The sequence below is a fragment of the Aquamicrobium terrae genome (assembly GCF_040545735.1).
GTDB classification, from domain to species: domain Bacteria; phylum Pseudomonadota; class Alphaproteobacteria; order Rhizobiales; family Rhizobiaceae; genus Mesorhizobium; species Mesorhizobium terrae_A.
On the sequence record NZ_JBEPML010000002.1, the window covers coordinates 390,715 to 406,647 of the forward strand.

The 15,933-nt window shown below is 64.4% G+C and carries 14 protein-coding genes; 9 read left to right on the forward strand and 5 right to left on the reverse strand.

Features of this window, described 5'->3' with window-relative positions; translation table 11 throughout:
- Positions 1-232 precede the first annotated feature (232 nt).
- Complete coding sequence (locus ABID37_RS04625) at positions 233-2,284, forward strand: ATP-binding protein (RefSeq protein ID WP_354192921.1); 2,052 nt, start codon at positions 233-235, stop codon at positions 2,282-2,284.
- Between the two features lie 334 nt (positions 2,285-2,618).
- On the opposite strand, the gene ABID37_RS04630 is transcribed toward ABID37_RS04625, so the two are convergent.
- Positions 2,619-2,885 carry an SEL1-like repeat protein gene (locus ABID37_RS04630; RefSeq protein ID WP_354192922.1) on the reverse strand — a complete coding sequence of 89 codons (267 nt, stop codon included), beginning with the start codon at positions 2,883-2,885 and terminating at the stop codon, positions 2,619-2,621.
- Between the two features lie 402 nt (positions 2,886-3,287).
- On the opposite strand from ABID37_RS04630, the gene ABID37_RS04635 reads away from it, so the two are divergent.
- On the forward strand, positions 3,288-3,629 hold the full coding sequence (locus tag ABID37_RS04635; protein ID WP_354192923.1) for a DUF2147 domain-containing protein: 342 nt from the start codon (positions 3,288-3,290) through the stop codon (positions 3,627-3,629).
- Positions 3,630-3,681: 52 nt separating this feature from the next.
- On the opposite strand, the gene ABID37_RS04640 is transcribed toward ABID37_RS04635, so the two are convergent.
- Positions 3,682-4,404 carry a glutathione S-transferase family protein gene (locus tag ABID37_RS04640; RefSeq protein ID WP_354192924.1) on the reverse strand — a complete coding sequence of 241 codons (723 nt, stop codon included), beginning with the start codon at positions 4,402-4,404 and terminating at the stop codon, positions 3,682-3,684.
- A gap of 174 nt (positions 4,405-4,578) precedes the next feature.
- On the opposite strand from ABID37_RS04640, the gene ABID37_RS04645 reads away from it, so the two are divergent.
- The 3 genes from ABID37_RS04645 to ABID37_RS04655 all read left to right on the forward strand — a co-directional run bounded on the left by ABID37_RS04645 (position 4,579) and on the right by ABID37_RS04655 (position 6,520).
- Positions 4,579-4,737, forward strand: coding sequence for a hypothetical protein (locus tag ABID37_RS04645; RefSeq protein WP_354192925.1), 159 nt, complete (start codon positions 4,579-4,581; stop codon positions 4,735-4,737).
- Between the two features lie 23 nt (positions 4,738-4,760).
- Positions 4,761-4,955 (forward strand): hypothetical protein, encoded by a 195-nt coding sequence (locus ABID37_RS04650; protein ID WP_354192926.1) that lies wholly within the window; start codon positions 4,761-4,763, stop codon positions 4,953-4,955.
- Positions 4,956-5,020: 65 nt separating this feature from the next.
- Positions 5,021-6,520 carry an AMP nucleosidase gene (locus ABID37_RS04655; protein WP_354192927.1) on the forward strand — a complete coding sequence of 500 codons (1,500 nt, stop codon included), beginning with the start codon at positions 5,021-5,023 and terminating at the stop codon, positions 6,518-6,520.
- A gap of 66 nt (positions 6,521-6,586) precedes the next feature.
- Here ABID37_RS04655 and ABID37_RS04660 read toward each other — a convergent pair whose 3' ends face one another.
- On the reverse strand, positions 6,587-7,189 hold the full coding sequence (locus tag ABID37_RS04660; RefSeq protein ID WP_354192928.1) for a DUF922 domain-containing Zn-dependent protease: 603 nt from the start codon (positions 7,187-7,189) through the stop codon (positions 6,587-6,589).
- A 99-nt stretch (positions 7,190-7,288) separates the two neighbouring features.
- On the opposite strand from ABID37_RS04660, the gene ABID37_RS04665 reads away from it, so the two are divergent.
- Positions 7,289-8,305: an endonuclease/exonuclease/phosphatase family protein gene (locus tag ABID37_RS04665; protein ID WP_354192929.1), complete on the forward strand. Its 1,017-nt coding sequence runs from the start codon at positions 7,289-7,291 to the stop codon at positions 8,303-8,305.
- A gap of 218 nt (positions 8,306-8,523) precedes the next feature.
- Here the strand turns inward: ABID37_RS04665 and ABID37_RS04670 are convergent, their stop codons facing one another.
- Positions 8,524-10,203, reverse strand: coding sequence for an electron transfer flavoprotein-ubiquinone oxidoreductase (locus tag ABID37_RS04670; protein ID WP_354192930.1), 1,680 nt, complete (start codon positions 10,201-10,203; stop codon positions 8,524-8,526).
- A gap of 429 nt (positions 10,204-10,632) precedes the next feature.
- Here ABID37_RS04670 and ABID37_RS04675 point away from each other — a divergent pair, with 429 nt between their 5' ends.
- Positions 10,633-11,145 carry a hypothetical protein gene (locus tag ABID37_RS04675; RefSeq protein ID WP_354192931.1) on the forward strand — a complete coding sequence of 171 codons (513 nt, stop codon included), beginning with the start codon at positions 10,633-10,635 and terminating at the stop codon, positions 11,143-11,145.
- 36 nt (positions 11,146-11,181) lie between these two features.
- Positions 11,182-12,042 (forward strand): uracil-DNA glycosylase, encoded by an 861-nt coding sequence (locus tag ABID37_RS04680; protein ID WP_354192932.1) that lies wholly within the window; start codon positions 11,182-11,184, stop codon positions 12,040-12,042.
- A gap of 13 nt (positions 12,043-12,055) precedes the next feature.
- On the opposite strand, the gene ABID37_RS04685 is transcribed toward ABID37_RS04680, so the two are convergent.
- On the reverse strand, positions 12,056-13,006 hold the full coding sequence (locus ABID37_RS04685) for a DMT family transporter (protein ID WP_354192933.1): 951 nt from the start codon (positions 13,004-13,006) through the stop codon (positions 12,056-12,058).
- A 247-nt stretch (positions 13,007-13,253) separates the two neighbouring features.
- Here ABID37_RS04685 and pepN point away from each other — a divergent pair, with 247 nt between their 5' ends.
- Positions 13,254-15,887: an aminopeptidase N gene (pepN, locus tag ABID37_RS04690; protein ID WP_354192934.1), complete on the forward strand. Its 2,634-nt coding sequence runs from the start codon at positions 13,254-13,256 to the stop codon at positions 15,885-15,887.
- Positions 15,888-15,933 lie beyond the last annotated feature (46 nt).

The following is a 15,933-nucleotide window of genomic DNA, read 5'->3' on the forward strand; positions in this document are numbered from 1 at the left end:
TTTCCATATTTTTTTGTCCTGACCGTTCTTTTCTTTCATGGATATTCGAGTTTCCATTGGAATATTTCTTCCCGCAACAACGCATATGTCACCATTGCCGGCTGCGAGAAATGCCGCCTCGTGAAAATCTACTCCGATTTCATGATTCTGTACGAGGGAGCCGACAAGCCTCTGAAATTCCTGCGAAACGACAGGGACTTTTCCATAGACCGGACGGGAGCCGACCAGTCCAATGTTCTCTAAAATCCTCATCGCCAATCGCGGCGAGATCGCCTGCCGCATCATCCGCACCGCAAGGCGCATGGGCGTGGCGACCGTCGCCGTCTATTCCGACGCCGATGCGGGCTCCATGCATGTCGCCATGGCCGACGAGGCGGTGCGCATCGGCCCGCCCCCGGTGGCAGAGAGCTATCTCGACGGCGAGCGCATTGTCGCCGCGGCCCTGATGACCGGCGCGGAAGCCATCCATCCCGGCTATGGCTTCCTGTCCGAAAATCCGGATTTCGTCGACCGGGTGGTGAATGCCGGGCTGATCTTCATCGGCCCTTCCGCCACCTCGATCCGCGCCATGGGCCTCAAGGACGCCGCCAAGCGGCTGATGGAAAAGGCCGGCGTGCCGGTGGTGCCGGGCTATCACGGCGAGGCGCAGGACATCGTGCTGCTTGCCTCCAAGGCCACCGAGATCGGCTTTCCGGTGCTGATCAAGGCCCGCGCCGGCGGCGGCGGGCGCGGCATGCGCCGCGTCGACCATGCGGACGATTTCGCGGAAGCGCTGTCCTCGGCGCGGCGCGAGGCCAAGGCCGCCTTCGGCGACGACCGGGTGCTTGTCGAAAAATATGTCGAGAAGCCGCGCCACATCGAAGTGCAGGTGTTCGGCGACAATTACGGCAACGTCGTCCATCTGTTCGAGCGCGATTGCTCGGCGCAGCGCCGCCACCAGAAGGTGATCGAGGAAGCCCCCGCCCCCGGCATGACCGACGAAATGCGGGCGGAGATGACCGAGGCCGCGGTGACGGCGGCCAAGGCCATTTCCTATTCCGGTGCCGGCACCATCGAGTTCATCGTCGATGCCTCGCAGGGACTGCGCCCCGACCGCTTCTGGTTCATGGAGATGAACACCCGCCTCCAGGTCGAGCATCCGGTGACCGAGATGATCACCGGCGTCGATCTGGTCGAATGGCAGTTGCGCGTCGCCTATGGCGAGGCGCTGCCGAAGCGTCAGGACGAGATCGAGCTGAACGGCCACGCCTTCGAGGCGCGCCTTTACGCGGAAGATGCGGCCAAGGGCTTCCTGCCCGCGACCGGTACGCTGCACCATTTGTGGTTTCCGGATGAGCCCGCGCCGGGCACATCGCTGCGGGTGGAAACCGGCGTGCGCGAGGGCGATACGATCTCGCCCTTCTACGACCCGATGATCGCCAAGCTGGTGGTGCACGGTCCCGACCGCGAAACGGCGCTCGACGCGCTCGGCGACATGCTGGCGGAGACGGAAATCGCCGGCTCGACGGTCAACACCGCCTTTCTCGCCGCCCTTGCCGCCGACCCGGATTTCGCGGCTGGCGATGTCGATACGGGCCTGATCGGCCGCAAACAGGATGCGCTGACCGCCATTCCAGAGCCTTCGGAAGGCTTTGTGACGGCTGCCGCGCTGGCCGTTTCCGGCCTTTCCGAAACGGCAAGCCCGGACGACCCGTGGTCGGCGCTCGCCGGCTACGCCCATTTCCATGCCGCGCCGAAGCGGGTGGCGCTCAGATATGGCGAGCAGGAGATCAGGGCGGCTGTGTCGGTCGTCAACGGGAAAACGGAAATCGCGTTGATACCCGCACCCCTAATCCCTCCCCACAAGGGGATGGGGGATTCCGAAGCGCCGCGCCTCAGCGAGAAGGAAACACACGAAAGCAAAAGATCCGCCTCCTCCTTGTGGGGAGGGGTCAGGGGTGGGGGTAACCCACCTCCTCGCCTTGCCAGATGGCCCGGGCACATCACCATATTCGACGGGCCGGTGAGCTATATGTTTTCGGTTCCCGATCCGCTGGAGCGGGCGGAAGAAGCCGGCGGCGGCGCGGACAGCCTGCGCGCGCCGATGCCGGGCCTGGTCAAGGTGGTGCGCGCCGCCGTGGGCGACACGGTCGCCAAGGGCCAGCCGCTGCTGGTCCTGGAAGCGATGAAGATGGAGCACACCATCGCTGCCCCGCATGACGGCGTGGTCGCGGAAATCGCCACGGAAGGCAGCCAGGTGACCGACGGCGCAACGCTGGTGCGCTTCGCCGAGGCCGGCGAATAACACGCAGCGCCAGAGCCTTTCAGGTTTGCCGGAAACGGCTCCTCACCCCGCAAACGGGGAGAGGGAAAACACCGGCGTTGCGGCCATCTTCCTTCTCCCCGTTCACGGGGAGAAGGTCCCGGCAGGGGGATGAGGGCGATTTCACCTGAACCTGCCATAAAAGCCGAAGCCGCGCCGATCTTGTTCCGATCGGTCGCGGCCCGGCTGTGCGTGAAGTTGGTATAAGCGCCCCCGCGCCGTTGTTATTTCCACGCCTTCCCTGTCGTCGCGGCCGGTTGTTGGAGCAACCGCCGCCTGGTCGTCGCCGCGTTCTGCGCGCGGCTTTTCGTTCAGATCAGTGCATCGTCATCCATTCACGCGCCTCGCGCAGGGCCCGGGCCAGATCGGCTTTCGACATGGTAGCCGAGATTTCCGAGCGCAGTTCCGCGGCGCGGGCCGAACCCTTGATGGCGGCGATGTTGAACCACTTGTGGGCGGCAACCTGGTCGACGTCGCAGTCGCGGCCCGTGGCGTACATCATGCCCAGTTCGAAAAGGATATCGGCCTGCGCCGTCGCGCCCATGGTGCCGAAACCAGCTTCGTGCATTTCAAAACGTGCCATTTCAAACCCCTGTCCCGTTTGCGAGAGCGCCTCTTTCTTGAAACCGGGAGGCTGCCCTTTCGATGCTTTCGAGAATGCCCCAGGGGCTTGAATTCGCCGTAAAAAGACGTGCTTAATTTGAAGAAAACAAAGCTAAAACAATAGGTAAACGTGACGGTTCGTTAACGATGGAAAGGCCTGGATTCGCGGGCTTTTGTTTCGAATTTTACCGAATTTTCAGACCCTGAATTCAACGCTTCGCTAACCACGGCATCGCATCGGTTTTGCGATCCCGGTTTCCGGAGGCTCCAAAAGAGCCCTCATTATTTCCGCGATCTTCCCCAGCGGTACGGCTTTCGCTTTGCACGGGACTGCACTAGCTTACGTTTGCGTAAGAGGAAACGCAGCGCTCAGGGAGGAGACATGTTTCGCATTACCGGCGTGGCGGCATTCGCCCTAATCATGACGGCCGGCACGGCTCTGGCCGATCCGATCGAAGGCACATGGAAGCGGCCCAACGGCACGCTGATCTCCTATGCCGGCAGCGGCACCAAATATTGCGGCACGGTGATGACCGGCGAATACAAGGGCAAGTCGATCGGCTGCATGAACGGCAGCGGCGGCGCCTACAAGGGCACGGTCAACAAGCTGGACGAGGGCAAGACCTACAACGGCAAGGCCAGCGTTTCCGGCAACACGCTTTCGCTTTCGGGCTGCGTTCTGGGCGGGCTGATCTGCAAGAGCGAAAAGCTCACCCGCCAGTAGGAAAGGCAATGGCCGCCGGCATCCGGCGGCCTCCGTTTCGAAATGCGGATGTTCAGGCCCGCGCCTTCTGGCCGAACAGGATTTTCTGCGCTTCCTTGTCTTCGGCCAGGTTGTTGCGGTGATCCTGCCCGACTTCAACCGCCTTCTGAACGGCCGGGCGCGCGGCAATGGTATCGAACCAGCGCTTGAGGTTCGGGAAGTCCTCCAGATCCTGTCCCTGATTGCGATAGGGTCGCACCCAAGGGAACGCCGCCATGTCGGCGATCGAATAGTCGCCGGCCAGATAGTCCCGGTCGGCAAGGCGCTTGTCCATCACGCCGTAAAGCCGGTTCACCTCGTTGGTGTAGCGGTCGATGCCGTACTGGATCTGCTCCGGCGCATATTGGCGGAAATGGTGCGCCTGCCCGGCCATGGGGCCGAGGCCGCCCATCTGCCAGAACAGCCATTGATCGACTTCGGTGCGCTGGCGCTCGTCCGCCGGGTAGAACCTGCCGAACTTGCGGCCGAGATATTGCAGGATGGCGCCGGACTCGAACACCGAGATCGGTTGCCCGCCCCATTTTCCATCCGAAGACGGACCCTCCGGATCGACGATGGCCGGCATGCGGTTGTTGGGCGCGATCTTCAGGAAGGACGGCTCGAACTGCTCGCCGCGGCCGATGTTCACATAGTGCACCTCGTAGGGGATGCCTGCTTCCTCCAGGAAGATCGTGATCTTGTGGCCATTGGGCGTGGGCCAATAGTGCAGTTCGATGGGAGCGGTCTGCGTCGTCATTCGTCTTTCTCCGGCGGTTTCGTGGCCTGTCCAAGCACATAGGCGCCCTGACGGCCGGCGCAATAACCGGGCCCGGTTAAGCAGCGTCAATAATTTTGAACCTCAGATGAACGGTCCCCTCAGAGTGAGTTCAGGCACCGGATGCGATCGTCTTTCCATATTGAGGGAAACGACATGCTCGCTCGCCGCTTCACCATCGTCTGCCTGCTGGCCACGCTGTTCGGCATCGGCTTTGCCCTGATCGTGGCAGAAGCCGGGCGCCAGCCCCGCCACTGGGACGAGGTCCGCGCCGGCAAATGCCTGCTCGGCTGCACGGGCAAGATGGGCCGCTGACGGCCAGAACACGGAACGGAACCATGAACGCGATCATCGACAACAGCCTGACCATCCTGCGGCTCATGCCCAGGGCAGCGCTCATCCTGGCCCTGCTGGCCGCCCCGGTGCTCGCCGTTCCCATGGTGCGCGGCGATATGGGCCTGACCATCGAGGCCCCCTCGCTGAAGAAGAAGGGCATGGGCTTCGTCCTGCTGGTGAGCCTGCAGCGGGTGTGAACGAACATCGGGCAGGCTGTGCCAGCCCCCTTCCCCAGCCTCCGGCCATGGCCGTATAGTGGGCCATGGAAAATCGAATCTATCCGCAAGCCATCGAGACGATCGTCACGCCCGAACCGGTGCAGCCGGAGAGCTTCGACGACCCCGCCGAAGCGGTGGCGGCGCTGCGCCGCATCTATGACCGCAACACCAGCTTCCTGCGCGATTCCTTCACCGGCCTGGCATCGGGCGGCGACATCAACCGGCGTTACCGGGCCTTCTACCCGGAAGTCGGGGTCACGACGACCTCCTTCACGCAGGTGGATTCGCGGCAGGCCTACGGCCACATGCCCCTGCCCGGGAATTTCACCACCACCATCACCCGGCCGGACCTGTTCGCAAGCTACCTGACCGAGCAATTCCGCCTGATCATGCGCAATCACGGCGTGCCGGTGACCGTGCAGGAATCGACGACGCCGATCCCGCTGCATTTCGCCTTCCTCGAAGGCAGCTATGTCGAGGGCTCGGTGGCGGAAAGGCTGCGCCGGCCCATCCGCGACCTGTTCGACGTGCCGGACCTCGACGGCACCGACGATCACATCGCCAACGGCACCTTCGAGGTGGGGCTTGGCGAGGCGCGGCCGCTGGCGCCGTTCACGGCCCAGCGCGTCGATTATTCGCTGCACCGGCTGCCGCACTACACGGCCACCAGTCCGCAGCATTTCCAGAACTATGTGCTGTTCACCAACTACCAGTTCTATATCGACGAGTTCGTGGCCCGCGCCCGCCAATTGATGGCGGAAGGCGGCGGCGGCTATTCGGAATTCGTGGAACCGGGCAATTTCGTCACCAAAGCCGGTGAAGACCGCAGCCCGGACGGGGCGCTGGTGCGCCTGCCGCAGATGCCGGCCTACCATCTGAAGAAACCCGGCCATGGGGGCATCACCATGGTCAATATCGGCATCGGCCCCTCCAACGCCAAGACCATCACCGACCATATCGCCGTGCTGCGCCCACATGCCTGGGTGATGCTCGGCCACTGCGCCGGCCTGCGCAACACGCAGGCGCTGGGCGACTATGTTCTGGCACATGCCTATGTGCGCGAGGACCACGTGCTCGACGACGACCTGCCGGTGTGGATACCGCTGCCGGCGCTGGCCGAGATCCAGGTGGCCCTGCAGGAGGCGGTCGCGGAGGTGACCGGCCTGTCCGGCTACGACCTCAAGCGCATCATGCGCACCGGCACCGTCGCCACCATCGACAACCGCAACTGGGAACTGCGCGACCAGCGTGGCCCGGTGCAGCGGCTTTCCCAGTCGCGCGCCATCGCGCTCGACATGGAATCGGCCACCATCGCCGCCAACGGCTTCCGCTTCCGCGTGCCTTACGGAACGCTGCTGTGCGTTTCCGACAAGCCGCTGCACGGCGAACTGAAGCTGCCCGGCATGGCCAGCGAGTTCTACAAGCGGCAGGTCGCGCAGCATTTGACCATCGGCATCAAGGCGATGGAGAAACTGTCGGAAATGCCGATGGAACGGCTGCATTCGCGCAAGCTGCGCAGCTTTACGGAGACGGCTTTCCAGTAGCAGCGAACTGGTCTGCACTACGCAATTCCAGACGGAAAACCGGGAACCACTTTTCCTGGAATTGCTTTATTCGCCGTTCACCAGCCCAAGAATGAGACGGTGCATGTTGGCGCCTTCGGCCATTTCCACCCGGTCGAAGTCGCGGCTGCGCTGGCGCTGGCGCTGCGAGGCCGCCGCCAGCGGCGCCTGGATGTCCTGCCTGATCTTCTTGCAGCCGGGGTCGTTCTCGGCCGTGACGCCGATGGTGTTGGCCTCGATCTCGGCCACCATCTCCTTCATGTGCACGCCATGTACCTCTTCATGGCGCTTGATGCCGTCGATGAAGACATCCCAGCGCTTCTTCGTCTCGGACGGAAGGGCCTGCGAGGGTTTCGGCAAGGTGTAGGTGATGACGAGGCGCGGAATTGCCGAAACCAGCGTGCATGAGGTGCCCTGAGGGCGATAGTCCCGGCGCCATGTCAGCTTGAAGGTGGTGTGCGCGATCGCCCGCCCGACGCCGCTTTTCGGCCCCTCTTCCCCGATCGAGCGGTAAAGCTCGATCGGGGTCTTTCCCGAGATGGAATAGGCTTGCACGCGTTCGATAACCTCGCCGCCGGCCACGGCCGGCGAGATGGCGGCGAACACAAGAGCGGCCGCCAGAAGCGGCAGGGATACGGCAGTCGCCCTCACACGGTTTTCCCTGTATCTAGAAGCTCATTTCGGGCATGCATCCTACGCAAGCACCTCGCCACCATCAATGAGCCGCAATTTGTTCCACAAGCATCGCCCATGACACGCAGCATCCGGCCCCTTCTTCTTCCCTGCATGATTGCGGCATCGCTGGGGCTGATGCTCGGCTTTTTCGGCAGCCTCCACCCCGCCTTCGATTCCTTCGCCCATTTCCGCGTGCATCTGGCCGCCGTGACAGCGGTTCTGGCGCTTGTCCTGCTGTTTTCCCCCTACAGGGTGCTGGCGCTGTCGGCGCTGGTGTTTGCGACAAGCGCCTTTTCATCGACAACGGCCGCGATGCGCCTTCCGTTCGGAATGGCCGCAACCGCCTTCCCCATCAAGCCGGCCGATCAGGCCGTCTACCGCCTGATGGAACTCAACCTGCGCTACGACAATGCGGCACCCGAAAAGGTGTTGTCGCTGATCGGCCGCGTGCAGCCGGACGTGGTGACCCTGTCCGAGGTCAGCGAGATGTGGGAGGAAAAACTGAACCTCCTGCAAAGCGCCTATCCCAACCGCATCATGTGCGAAAGCCGCGACCCCAGGTTCGGCGTGGCCGTGCTGTCGCGACGGCCGTTTGCCGATGGCGGCGAGCCGAGTTGCCACCGGCTGCTGTCGTTGACGGTCACGTCCGTGGATTTCGGAGGCGTGGCGGTCGATATCGGGTCGCTCCATCTCGGCTGGCCATGGCCCTTCCCGCAGGCCGAGCAGATCGCGGACCTGCGCCAGCCGCTGTCCACGCTGCGCGATAACGCGATCCTTGCCGGCGACCTCAATTCGACGCCGTGGAGTGCGGCCGCACACGATATCGCGGAAGCGGGCGGCTTCGCCATCGTGCCCTCGCCCGGACCGACCTGGATCGACCGGCGGCTGCCGCACGCCCTGCTGTTCGCCGGGCTGCCGATCGACAATGTATTCGCCAAGGGCGACATCACCGTGCATTCGATCGAACGGCTGGAGCCCGTCGGTTCCGACCATATGCCGCTGCTGGTCGAATTCTCATTACGCCCGCAGCCGGAAGAGCCCGAGGACGAGCGGGAAACCGCCACCGTCTCACGCGAACAGTTGCGCGGCTAGAGTATTTCAGGTTTTGCCGGAAACGGCGCCTTACCCTTGAAGTTGCCCCTCACCCTTACCCTCTCCCCGCAAGCAGGGAGAGGGGGGTCACCAGCGTTGCGGACGGCTTCCTTCTCCCCGCAAGCGGGGAGAAGGTCCCGGCAGGGGGATGAGGGGCGATTCCACCTGAACCGGAATTGCTCCGGAAAAGAAAAACGGGGCCGAAGCCCCGTAATTCCCTACATGTTTGCGTAGACCGGACCTTCGCCGCCTTGGGGCGGCACCCAGTTGATGTTCTGGTTCGGGTCCTTGATGTCGCAGGTCTTGCAGTGGACGCAGTTCTGCGCGTTGATGACGTAGCGCACGTCCTTCGCGTTCGGATCGGCCGCCGCATTGCCGTCGGCATCGACCCATTCATAGACACCGGCCGGGCAATAGCGCGTCGAGGGACCGGCAAAGACATCGTGCTCGGACCGTTCCTGCAAGGCCATGTCCTTGACCTGAAGGTGAACCGGCTGGTCTTCCTCATGGTTGGTGTTGGACAGGAAGACCGAAGACAGGCGGTCGAAGGTCAAAACGCCGTCCGGCTTGGGATAGTCGATCCTGCTGTGCTTCGACGCCGGCTCCAGCGCGGCGGCATCGGTCTTGCCGTGCCTGAGCGTGCCGAAGGGTGAAACCCCGAACAAGGTGTTCATCCACATGTCGAGGCCGCCGAGGCCGACGCCGACCAGCGTGCCGAACTTCGACCACAGCGGCTTGACGTTGCGCACCCGCCTCAGGTCCTTGCCGATGTCGGACCCGCGCCAGGCCTGCTCATAGGAGACGAGATCGTCATTGGCGCGGCCCGCGGCAATGGCCTCGGCCACATGGTCGGCAGCCATGACGCCGGACAGCACCGCATTGTGCGAACCCTTGATGCGCGGCACGTTGACGAGACCGGCCGAGCAGCCCATCAGCACGCCGCCGGGGAACGACATCTTCGGCACCGACTGCCAGCCGCCCTCGGTGATGGCGCGCGCGCCATAGCCGATACGCCTGGCGCCCTCGAAGGTGCCGCGAATGGCCGGATGCGTCTTGAAGCGCTGGAACTCCTCGAAGGGCGCCAGATACGGGTTCTTGTAGTTCAGGTGGACGACGAAACCGACGGCGACCAGATCGTCCTCCAGATGGTAGAGGAACGAGCCGCCGCCGGTCTTCATGTCGAGCGGCCAGCCGAAGGAGTGCTGCACGAGGCCCTTCCTGTGGTTCTCCGGCTTGACCTGCCACAGTTCCTTGAGGCCGATGCCGTACTTGCCGGGCTCGCGACCGGCGGCAAGGTCGTATTTCTCGATCAACTGCTTGGCGAGCGAGCCGCGCGCGCCTTCGCCGATCAGCACATATTTGCCCATCAGCGCCATGCCGGGGGCGAAATTGGGTCCATGCGAGCCGTCGCGCTCGACGCCCATGTCGCCGGTGTAGACGCCCGTGACGGCGCCCTCGTCATTGTAGATCAGCCCGGCGGCGGCGAAGCCGGGATAGATTTCGACGCCCAGCGCCTCGGCCTTGCCGGCCAGCCAGCGGCAGACATTGCCGAGCGAGACGATGTAGTTGCCGTGATTGTTCATCAGGGGCGGCATGAGGAAATTGGGCAGGCGGACCGAGCCGGCAGGACCCAGCACCAGGAAATGGTCGGCGGTCACCGGCGTCTTGAAGGGATGGTCGTCTTCCTCCCGCCAGCCGGGCAGCAGCCTGTCGATCCCGATCGGGTCGACCACGGCGCCGGAAAGGATATGCGCGCCGACCTCGCCGCCCTTTTCCAGGACGACGACGGAAAGCTCGGGGTTGACCTGCTTTAGACGGATCGCCGCGGCCAGCCCGGCCGGACCGGCGCCGACGATCACCACGTCGAACTCCATGCTCTCCCGCTCGATATCGCTCATCAATCCCTCCGCATTGGCTTGCCGATACTGTGCTGGCTCCAGCGCTCCATAGCGCATCGGTTTGCGACGGGGAACCGACAGAAACGGCATACCGGAATTTTCATTGCAGCCTAACGTCGCAGATTTTTACGTGAACGTAAACGTCAAAATACTATCGTGAGCCGGCTCGTCATATGCCTGAAGACTGCCCCGATACGCCGGCAACCCCTTGGCGCCCGCCGCTTGTGGTCATCTTGACACACGCCAACGCACAATTGAGTGTGCGCCGGCCCGCATATCGGCAATACTGCGCCAATGCGCACCTATGGATGGCCCGGCCTGCCGCAGCTGCGCCTGACGAAACCGCTCGGCAGGGTCCGGAAACTTGCGGTTTTGGCCCTTGTTCCGGTGATGCTTGGCGCTTCCCCGAGCCTCGCCGAAGAGGGCGGCATGTGGCCTGCGGGTCCCTATGCGCTCTCGGACGAACTCGGCGACTTCACCATCACGGCGGTCGGCGGGTCCGGCACGTCGGACGACCCGCTGGTGGTGATGGAAGAGTTCCGCTCCGCAACCCCGGCGACGCTGACCATCCACAACGCGATCCGGCGGATGCCTCGCCTGCCCGGCGACGGCCACCTCATGGTGCTTTACCTGCGCATCGACATCCTCAACAACAGCGGCCACCCCTGGATCGAATTCGAGTTCGAGCTGCAGGAGATGCGCGACCGGCCGAGCACCTTCGGCGACGGCCTGTCCTTCGACCAGCGCAACCGCTCGCCGGAAACCATCTTCTCCAGCGCCTTCGCCCGTTTCCACCGCGATTTCGAGCCCTATGACCGGCTGTTGTTCTCCGCTGGGCAGGTCGACCCGCTGAGCACGGTGTCTTTCCAGTTCGTGATCACCGATTTCACGCCGCGCTGGACATTCTATCTGGTGCAAGACCCGCGCATTCCCTCGTCGTGACTTGAAAATGCCGGCCGATGCGCCGAATGTGGCCCCATGAGCGCAGCCGCCCCCGACAGCAATGCCGACATCCACGCCTTGCTGGCCTTCTATGCCGAGGCCGGCGTGGACGAGGCCCTGGACGACGTGCCGGCGAACCGGTTCGAGGAGCGGGCGCCGCAACCCCGGCCGGGCGCCCAGCCGGCAGGCGAAGACCCAGGGCATCGGCCACAGGCGCAAAAACAGGCCCCGCCGCCAACGACACCACCCGCCGCACGCCCGCCGGCCCAGCCGGCCGCCGTTCCGGACGGCCAGCAGATCGCCTTTGCGCGCGAGCTTGCGGCGAGCGCCTCGACGCTCGACGAATTGCGCGAGCGTATGGCCGGATTCGACGGCTGCAATCTCAAGCTCACCGCCAAGAATCTGGTGTTCGCCGACGGGAACCCCGAGGCAAGCATCATGTTCGTGGGCGAGGCCCCGGGACGCGACGAGGACATCGAAGGCAAGCCCTTCGTCGGCCGCTCCGGCCAGCTTCTCGACCGTATGCTGAAGGCGATCGATCTGGACCGCAGCAAGGTCTACATCGCCAACGTCATCCCGTGGCGGCCGCCCGGCAACCGGGCCCCAACGCCGCAGGAAACCGAAATATGCCGCCCCTTCATCGAGCGCCAGATCGAACTGGTCGGGCCGAAGATACTCGTCCATCTCGGCGGCGCCTCCGCCAAGACGCTGCTCAACACCACCGAAGGCATATTGCGGCTGCGCGGCAACTGGAGGGTCTATTCCGGGCCGTCGGGCATCGGAATCCCGGCCATGCCGACGCTGCATCCGGCCTATCTGCTGCGCACGCCGGCGCACAAGCGGCTGGCCTGGCGCGACTTCCTCGAAGCGAAGATGAAGCTGCGGTCCCTGTCCTGAGGTCAGGACGGGGTCACCCCTGCGGCGGCGTGACCTTGCGCGCTCTCGCCCGCTCCAGCCCGAGCTGGCGCTCGCGGAAGATGATGAACATCCCCGCCCCCACCACGATCGCGCCGCCGGCCAGCATGTGAATGGTGGGCAGGTCGCCGAACACCATGTAGCCGATGATGATGGCCAGGATGATCGAGGTGTATTCGAAAGGCGCGACCACCGAGATCTCGGCGTGGCGATAGGCGGCGGTCATGAGGATCTGGGCGACGCCGCCGCAAATGCCGCCGGCAATGAGCAGGGCGACCTGCGTCGCCGTAAGCGCCTCCCAGCCGAACGGCAAGCTGCCCAGCGAAATGACGCTGGCCATCAAGGAGAACCACAGCACGATTGTGGCGGTGCGTTCGCTGTGGACGAGGTTGCGCACCAGTATGACGGCGACGGCGGAGGTCGCGGCCCCGGCAAGCGCCGCCATCACGCCCAGCACCTGCTGGTCGTCCATCGCCGACCCCGAACGCAGCAGGGTCAGTTCCGGCCAGGAGATGATGACGACCCCCACGAGGCCGATGGCCACCGCGCCCCACCTGTAGATGCGGATGGCCTCTCCCAGGAACAGCGAGCTGAACATCACCACCATCAGGGGCTGGGCGTAGTTCAGCGTGATGGCGTCGGCCAGCGGCAGGCGGGCCAGCCCGAAAAAGATCAGGCCCATGGAACAGACGCCGACGAAGCCGCGCGCCGTATGGCCGAACGGCCGCTTGGTGGCGAAGGCGGTGCGCAGTTCGCGCCGCCAGCCGAGAAACAGCAATATGGGGAAAATGGCGAAGAAGGAGCGGAAGAAGACCGCCTGCCCCGCCGGCAGCGCCCCCGCCGCCTTGATGAAGGCCGACATCGCCACGAAAACCGCGACTGACATGACTTTCAGGGCTATGCCTGTCAGGGGACTGCCCGAATGATCAAGCGCTGTCGTGCTCAACTTGGCCCTGCGTCCTCTGGTGGGTGCGAATCCGGTTCCCTGGCGTGGGGTTCCCGACGCAGGCGCCTTTCATGTAAAGAACCTTGGCCGGATTGTCTTGAGCCAAGAGCAGTCTCCTCCTATCCCTGGAGCACCGTGCGTCCTGTCGCGCACCTGAAGGGCGCTCCGGCACCTTGATTGGACGGACGACCGCTGCAGTTTTCGGTCCGATGCCCTGAAAGCCGACCGCGAAAGGAATGGAAAGCATATGCGTACAGATACCGGCCAGGTTTTCAGGCTCGAGGACTACCGGCCGAGCGACTACCTGATCCCGCAGACCCGGCTGACCGTCCGGCTCGCGCCCGACGCCACCACGGTGGTTGCCGAACTGACCATCGAACGGCGGCCGGGCGGGGACGCGGCGCCGCCGCTGGTGCTCGACGGAGACGGCCTGAAGCTGAAGCGCATCGAACTCGAAAGCGTCGCGCAGCCCGCCCATGAGGCAACGCCCGAGCGGCTTGTCCTGAACGACCTGCCCGCCACGGACCGTTTCACGCTGATCCTCGAAACCGAACTGGACCCGGACGACAACAAGGCCCTGATGGGGCTCTATCGCTCCAATGGCGTCTATTGCACGCAGTGCGAGCCGGAAGGCTTCCGCCGCATCACCTATTTCCTCGACCGGCCGGACGTGCTGTCGGTCTATCACGTGCGTATCGAGGCCCCGCATGCCGCCGCGCCGCTGCTGCTTTCCAACGGCAATCCGGTGGCGAGCGGCGAGCTTGGGAACGGCTGGCATTTCGCCGAGTGGCACGACCCCCATCCCAAGCCCTCCTACCTGTTCGCGCTGGTGGCCGGCGATCTCGGCCGGCTTGGCGACAGCTTCACCACCATGAGCGGACGCGAGGTCGAACTCGGCATTTATGTGGAGCACGGCAAGGAGAAGCTGGCCGCCTACGCCATGGACGCGCTGAAGCGCTCGATGACATGGGACGAGGAGGTGTTCGGGCGCGAATACGACCTCGACGTGTTCAACATCGTCGCCGTCTCCGACTTCAACATGGGGGCGATGGAGAACAAGGGCCTCAACATCTTCAACGACAAATATGTGCTGGCCGACGAGACCACCGCCACGGACACCGATTTCGCCAATATCGAGGCGATCATCGCGCATGAATATTTCCACAATTGGACAGGCAACAGAATCACTTGCCGGGACTGGTTCCAGCTCTGCCTGAAGGAAGGGCTGACCGTTTACCGCGACCACGAATTCTCCGCCGACCAGCGCTCGCGCGGGGTCAAACGCATCGCCGAGGTGCGCACGCTGCGCGCGCTTCAGTTTCCGGAAGACCAGGGTCCCCTCGCCCATCCGGTGCGGCCGCGCCGCTACCGCGAGATCAACAATTTCTACACGGCGACGGTCTACGAAAAGGGCTCGGAGGTGGTGCGCATGCTGCGCACCATCCTGGGCGCGGCAATGTTCCGCGCCGGCATGGACCTCTATTTCGAGCGCCATGACGGACAGGCCTGCACGATCGAGGATTTCCTCAAGGTGTTCGAGGATGTGTCGGGCCGCGACCTCTCGCAATTCGGCCTCTGGTACAACCAGTCCGGCACGCCGAACCTGACGATCAAGCCGAGCTACGAGGCCGGCACGCTGACGCTGGAAATCGAGCAGTCGGTGCCGCCCACCCCGTCCGAAAGCCGCAAGCGCGCCATGCACATCCCGCTGGCCTTCGGCCTGATCGGCAGCGATGGCAAGGAACTGGAATGGACCGAGGTCGAGGGCGCATCCGTGGAGGACGGCGTCATCCATGTGCGCAAGCGCAGCCACAAGCTACGCTTCCACGGCGTGGCGGAACGGCCCATCCTGTCGCTCAATCGCGGCTTCTCGGCTCCCATCACGCTCGCCGTCGAACAGAAGCCGGAGGATCTGATCTTCCTCGCCGGCCATGACAGCGATCCGTTCGCGCGCTGGCAGGCCTTCAACACGCTGCTGACCGACAGCCTGATTTCCGCCTACCGGTGCGTGCGCGGCGACACGAGGCTGCGCTTCCCCTCGCAGATCGCTCAACTGGCCGGCAGGATCGCTGCCGATGCCTCGCTCGAGCCCGCCTACCGGGCGCTCGCCATCACCTTGCCGTCCGAGACCGACATCGCCCGGGACATCGGCAAGGATATCGACCCCGATGCGATATTCGTCGCGCGCCGGGGGTTGAGCGATTTCATCGCCCGTTCCAACCACGAACCGTTCGCGGAGCTTTACCGGGAATTGCGGGACGACGGACCGTTCAGCCCCGACGCTGCCGGCGCCGGACGGCGGGCGCTGCGCAACGTGGTGCTGGGCTATCTGGCCCGCATCGAGGGCGGCGCCGACCTCGCCGGAACGCAGTTTAGCGCCGCCACCAACATGACCGATCTGGTGGCGGCTCTCGGCACGCTCGCCCACGACCACGCAGGCTCCCCCCAGGCCGAAGCGGCGCTTGCCGACTTCGCGGCGCGCCATGGAGCGATGCCTCTTGCCATGGACAAATGGTTCCAGATCCAGGCGACCGCGCCCGGCGAGCAGGCCCTGGATACGGTGCGCGCGCTGATGCGGCATCCCGCCTTCTCGGCCGACAATCCCAACCGGGTGCGCGCGCTGCTCGGCACCTTCTCGGGCGGCAACCAGACCGGCTTCCATCGCGCCGACGGCGCCGCATACGCCTTCTTCGCCGAAATGCTGAAGGATATCGACCAGCGCAACCCGCAGCTTTCAGCACGGCTGGCCACCGCCTTCCGCTCCTGGCGCTCGCTGGAGCCGGTGCGCCAGCAAAAGGCCAGGCAGGCGCTGGCTTCCATCGCCGGCGCAAGCGATGTTTCGGTCGATCTGCGCGACATAGTGGAGCGCTCGCTGGCCTGACAAAATGGCCGGCGCGGCGATCTTTTTTTGCCGTGCCACTGGACAA

Bases quoted from the DNA above. Each gene is read 5' to 3' on its own strand.
- ABID37_RS04630 (WP_354192922.1), bottom strand. From the start codon at position 2,885: ATGGCACGTTTTGAAATGCACGAAGCTGGTTTCGGCACCATGGGCGCG.
- ABID37_RS04665 (WP_354192929.1), top strand. From the start codon at position 7,289: ATGACACGCAGCATCCGGCCCCTTCTTCTTCCCTGCATGATTGCGGCA.
- ABID37_RS04625 (WP_354192921.1), top strand. From the start codon at position 233: ATGTTCTCTAAAATCCTCATCGCCAATCGCGGCGAGATCGCCTGCCGC.
- ABID37_RS04670 (WP_354192930.1), bottom strand. From the start codon at position 10,203: ATGAGCGATATCGAGCGGGAGAGCATGGAGTTCGACGTGGTGATCGTC.
- ABID37_RS04645 (WP_354192925.1), top strand. From the start codon at position 4,579: ATGCTCGCTCGCCGCTTCACCATCGTCTGCCTGCTGGCCACGCTGTTC.
- ABID37_RS04655 (WP_354192927.1), top strand. From the start codon at position 5,021: ATGGAAAATCGAATCTATCCGCAAGCCATCGAGACGATCGTCACGCCC.
- ABID37_RS04650 (WP_354192926.1), top strand. From the start codon at position 4,761: ATGAACGCGATCATCGACAACAGCCTGACCATCCTGCGGCTCATGCCC.
- ABID37_RS04640 (WP_354192924.1), bottom strand. From the start codon at position 4,404: ATGACGACGCAGACCGCTCCCATCGAACTGCACTATTGGCCCACGCCC.
- pepN (WP_354192934.1), top strand. From the start codon at position 13,254: ATGCGTACAGATACCGGCCAGGTTTTCAGGCTCGAGGACTACCGGCCG.
- ABID37_RS04675 (WP_354192931.1), top strand. From the start codon at position 10,633: ATGTGGCCTGCGGGTCCCTATGCGCTCTCGGACGAACTCGGCGACTTC.
- ABID37_RS04680 (WP_354192932.1), top strand. From the start codon at position 11,182: ATGAGCGCAGCCGCCCCCGACAGCAATGCCGACATCCACGCCTTGCTG.
- ABID37_RS04635 (WP_354192923.1), top strand. From the start codon at position 3,288: ATGTTTCGCATTACCGGCGTGGCGGCATTCGCCCTAATCATGACGGCC.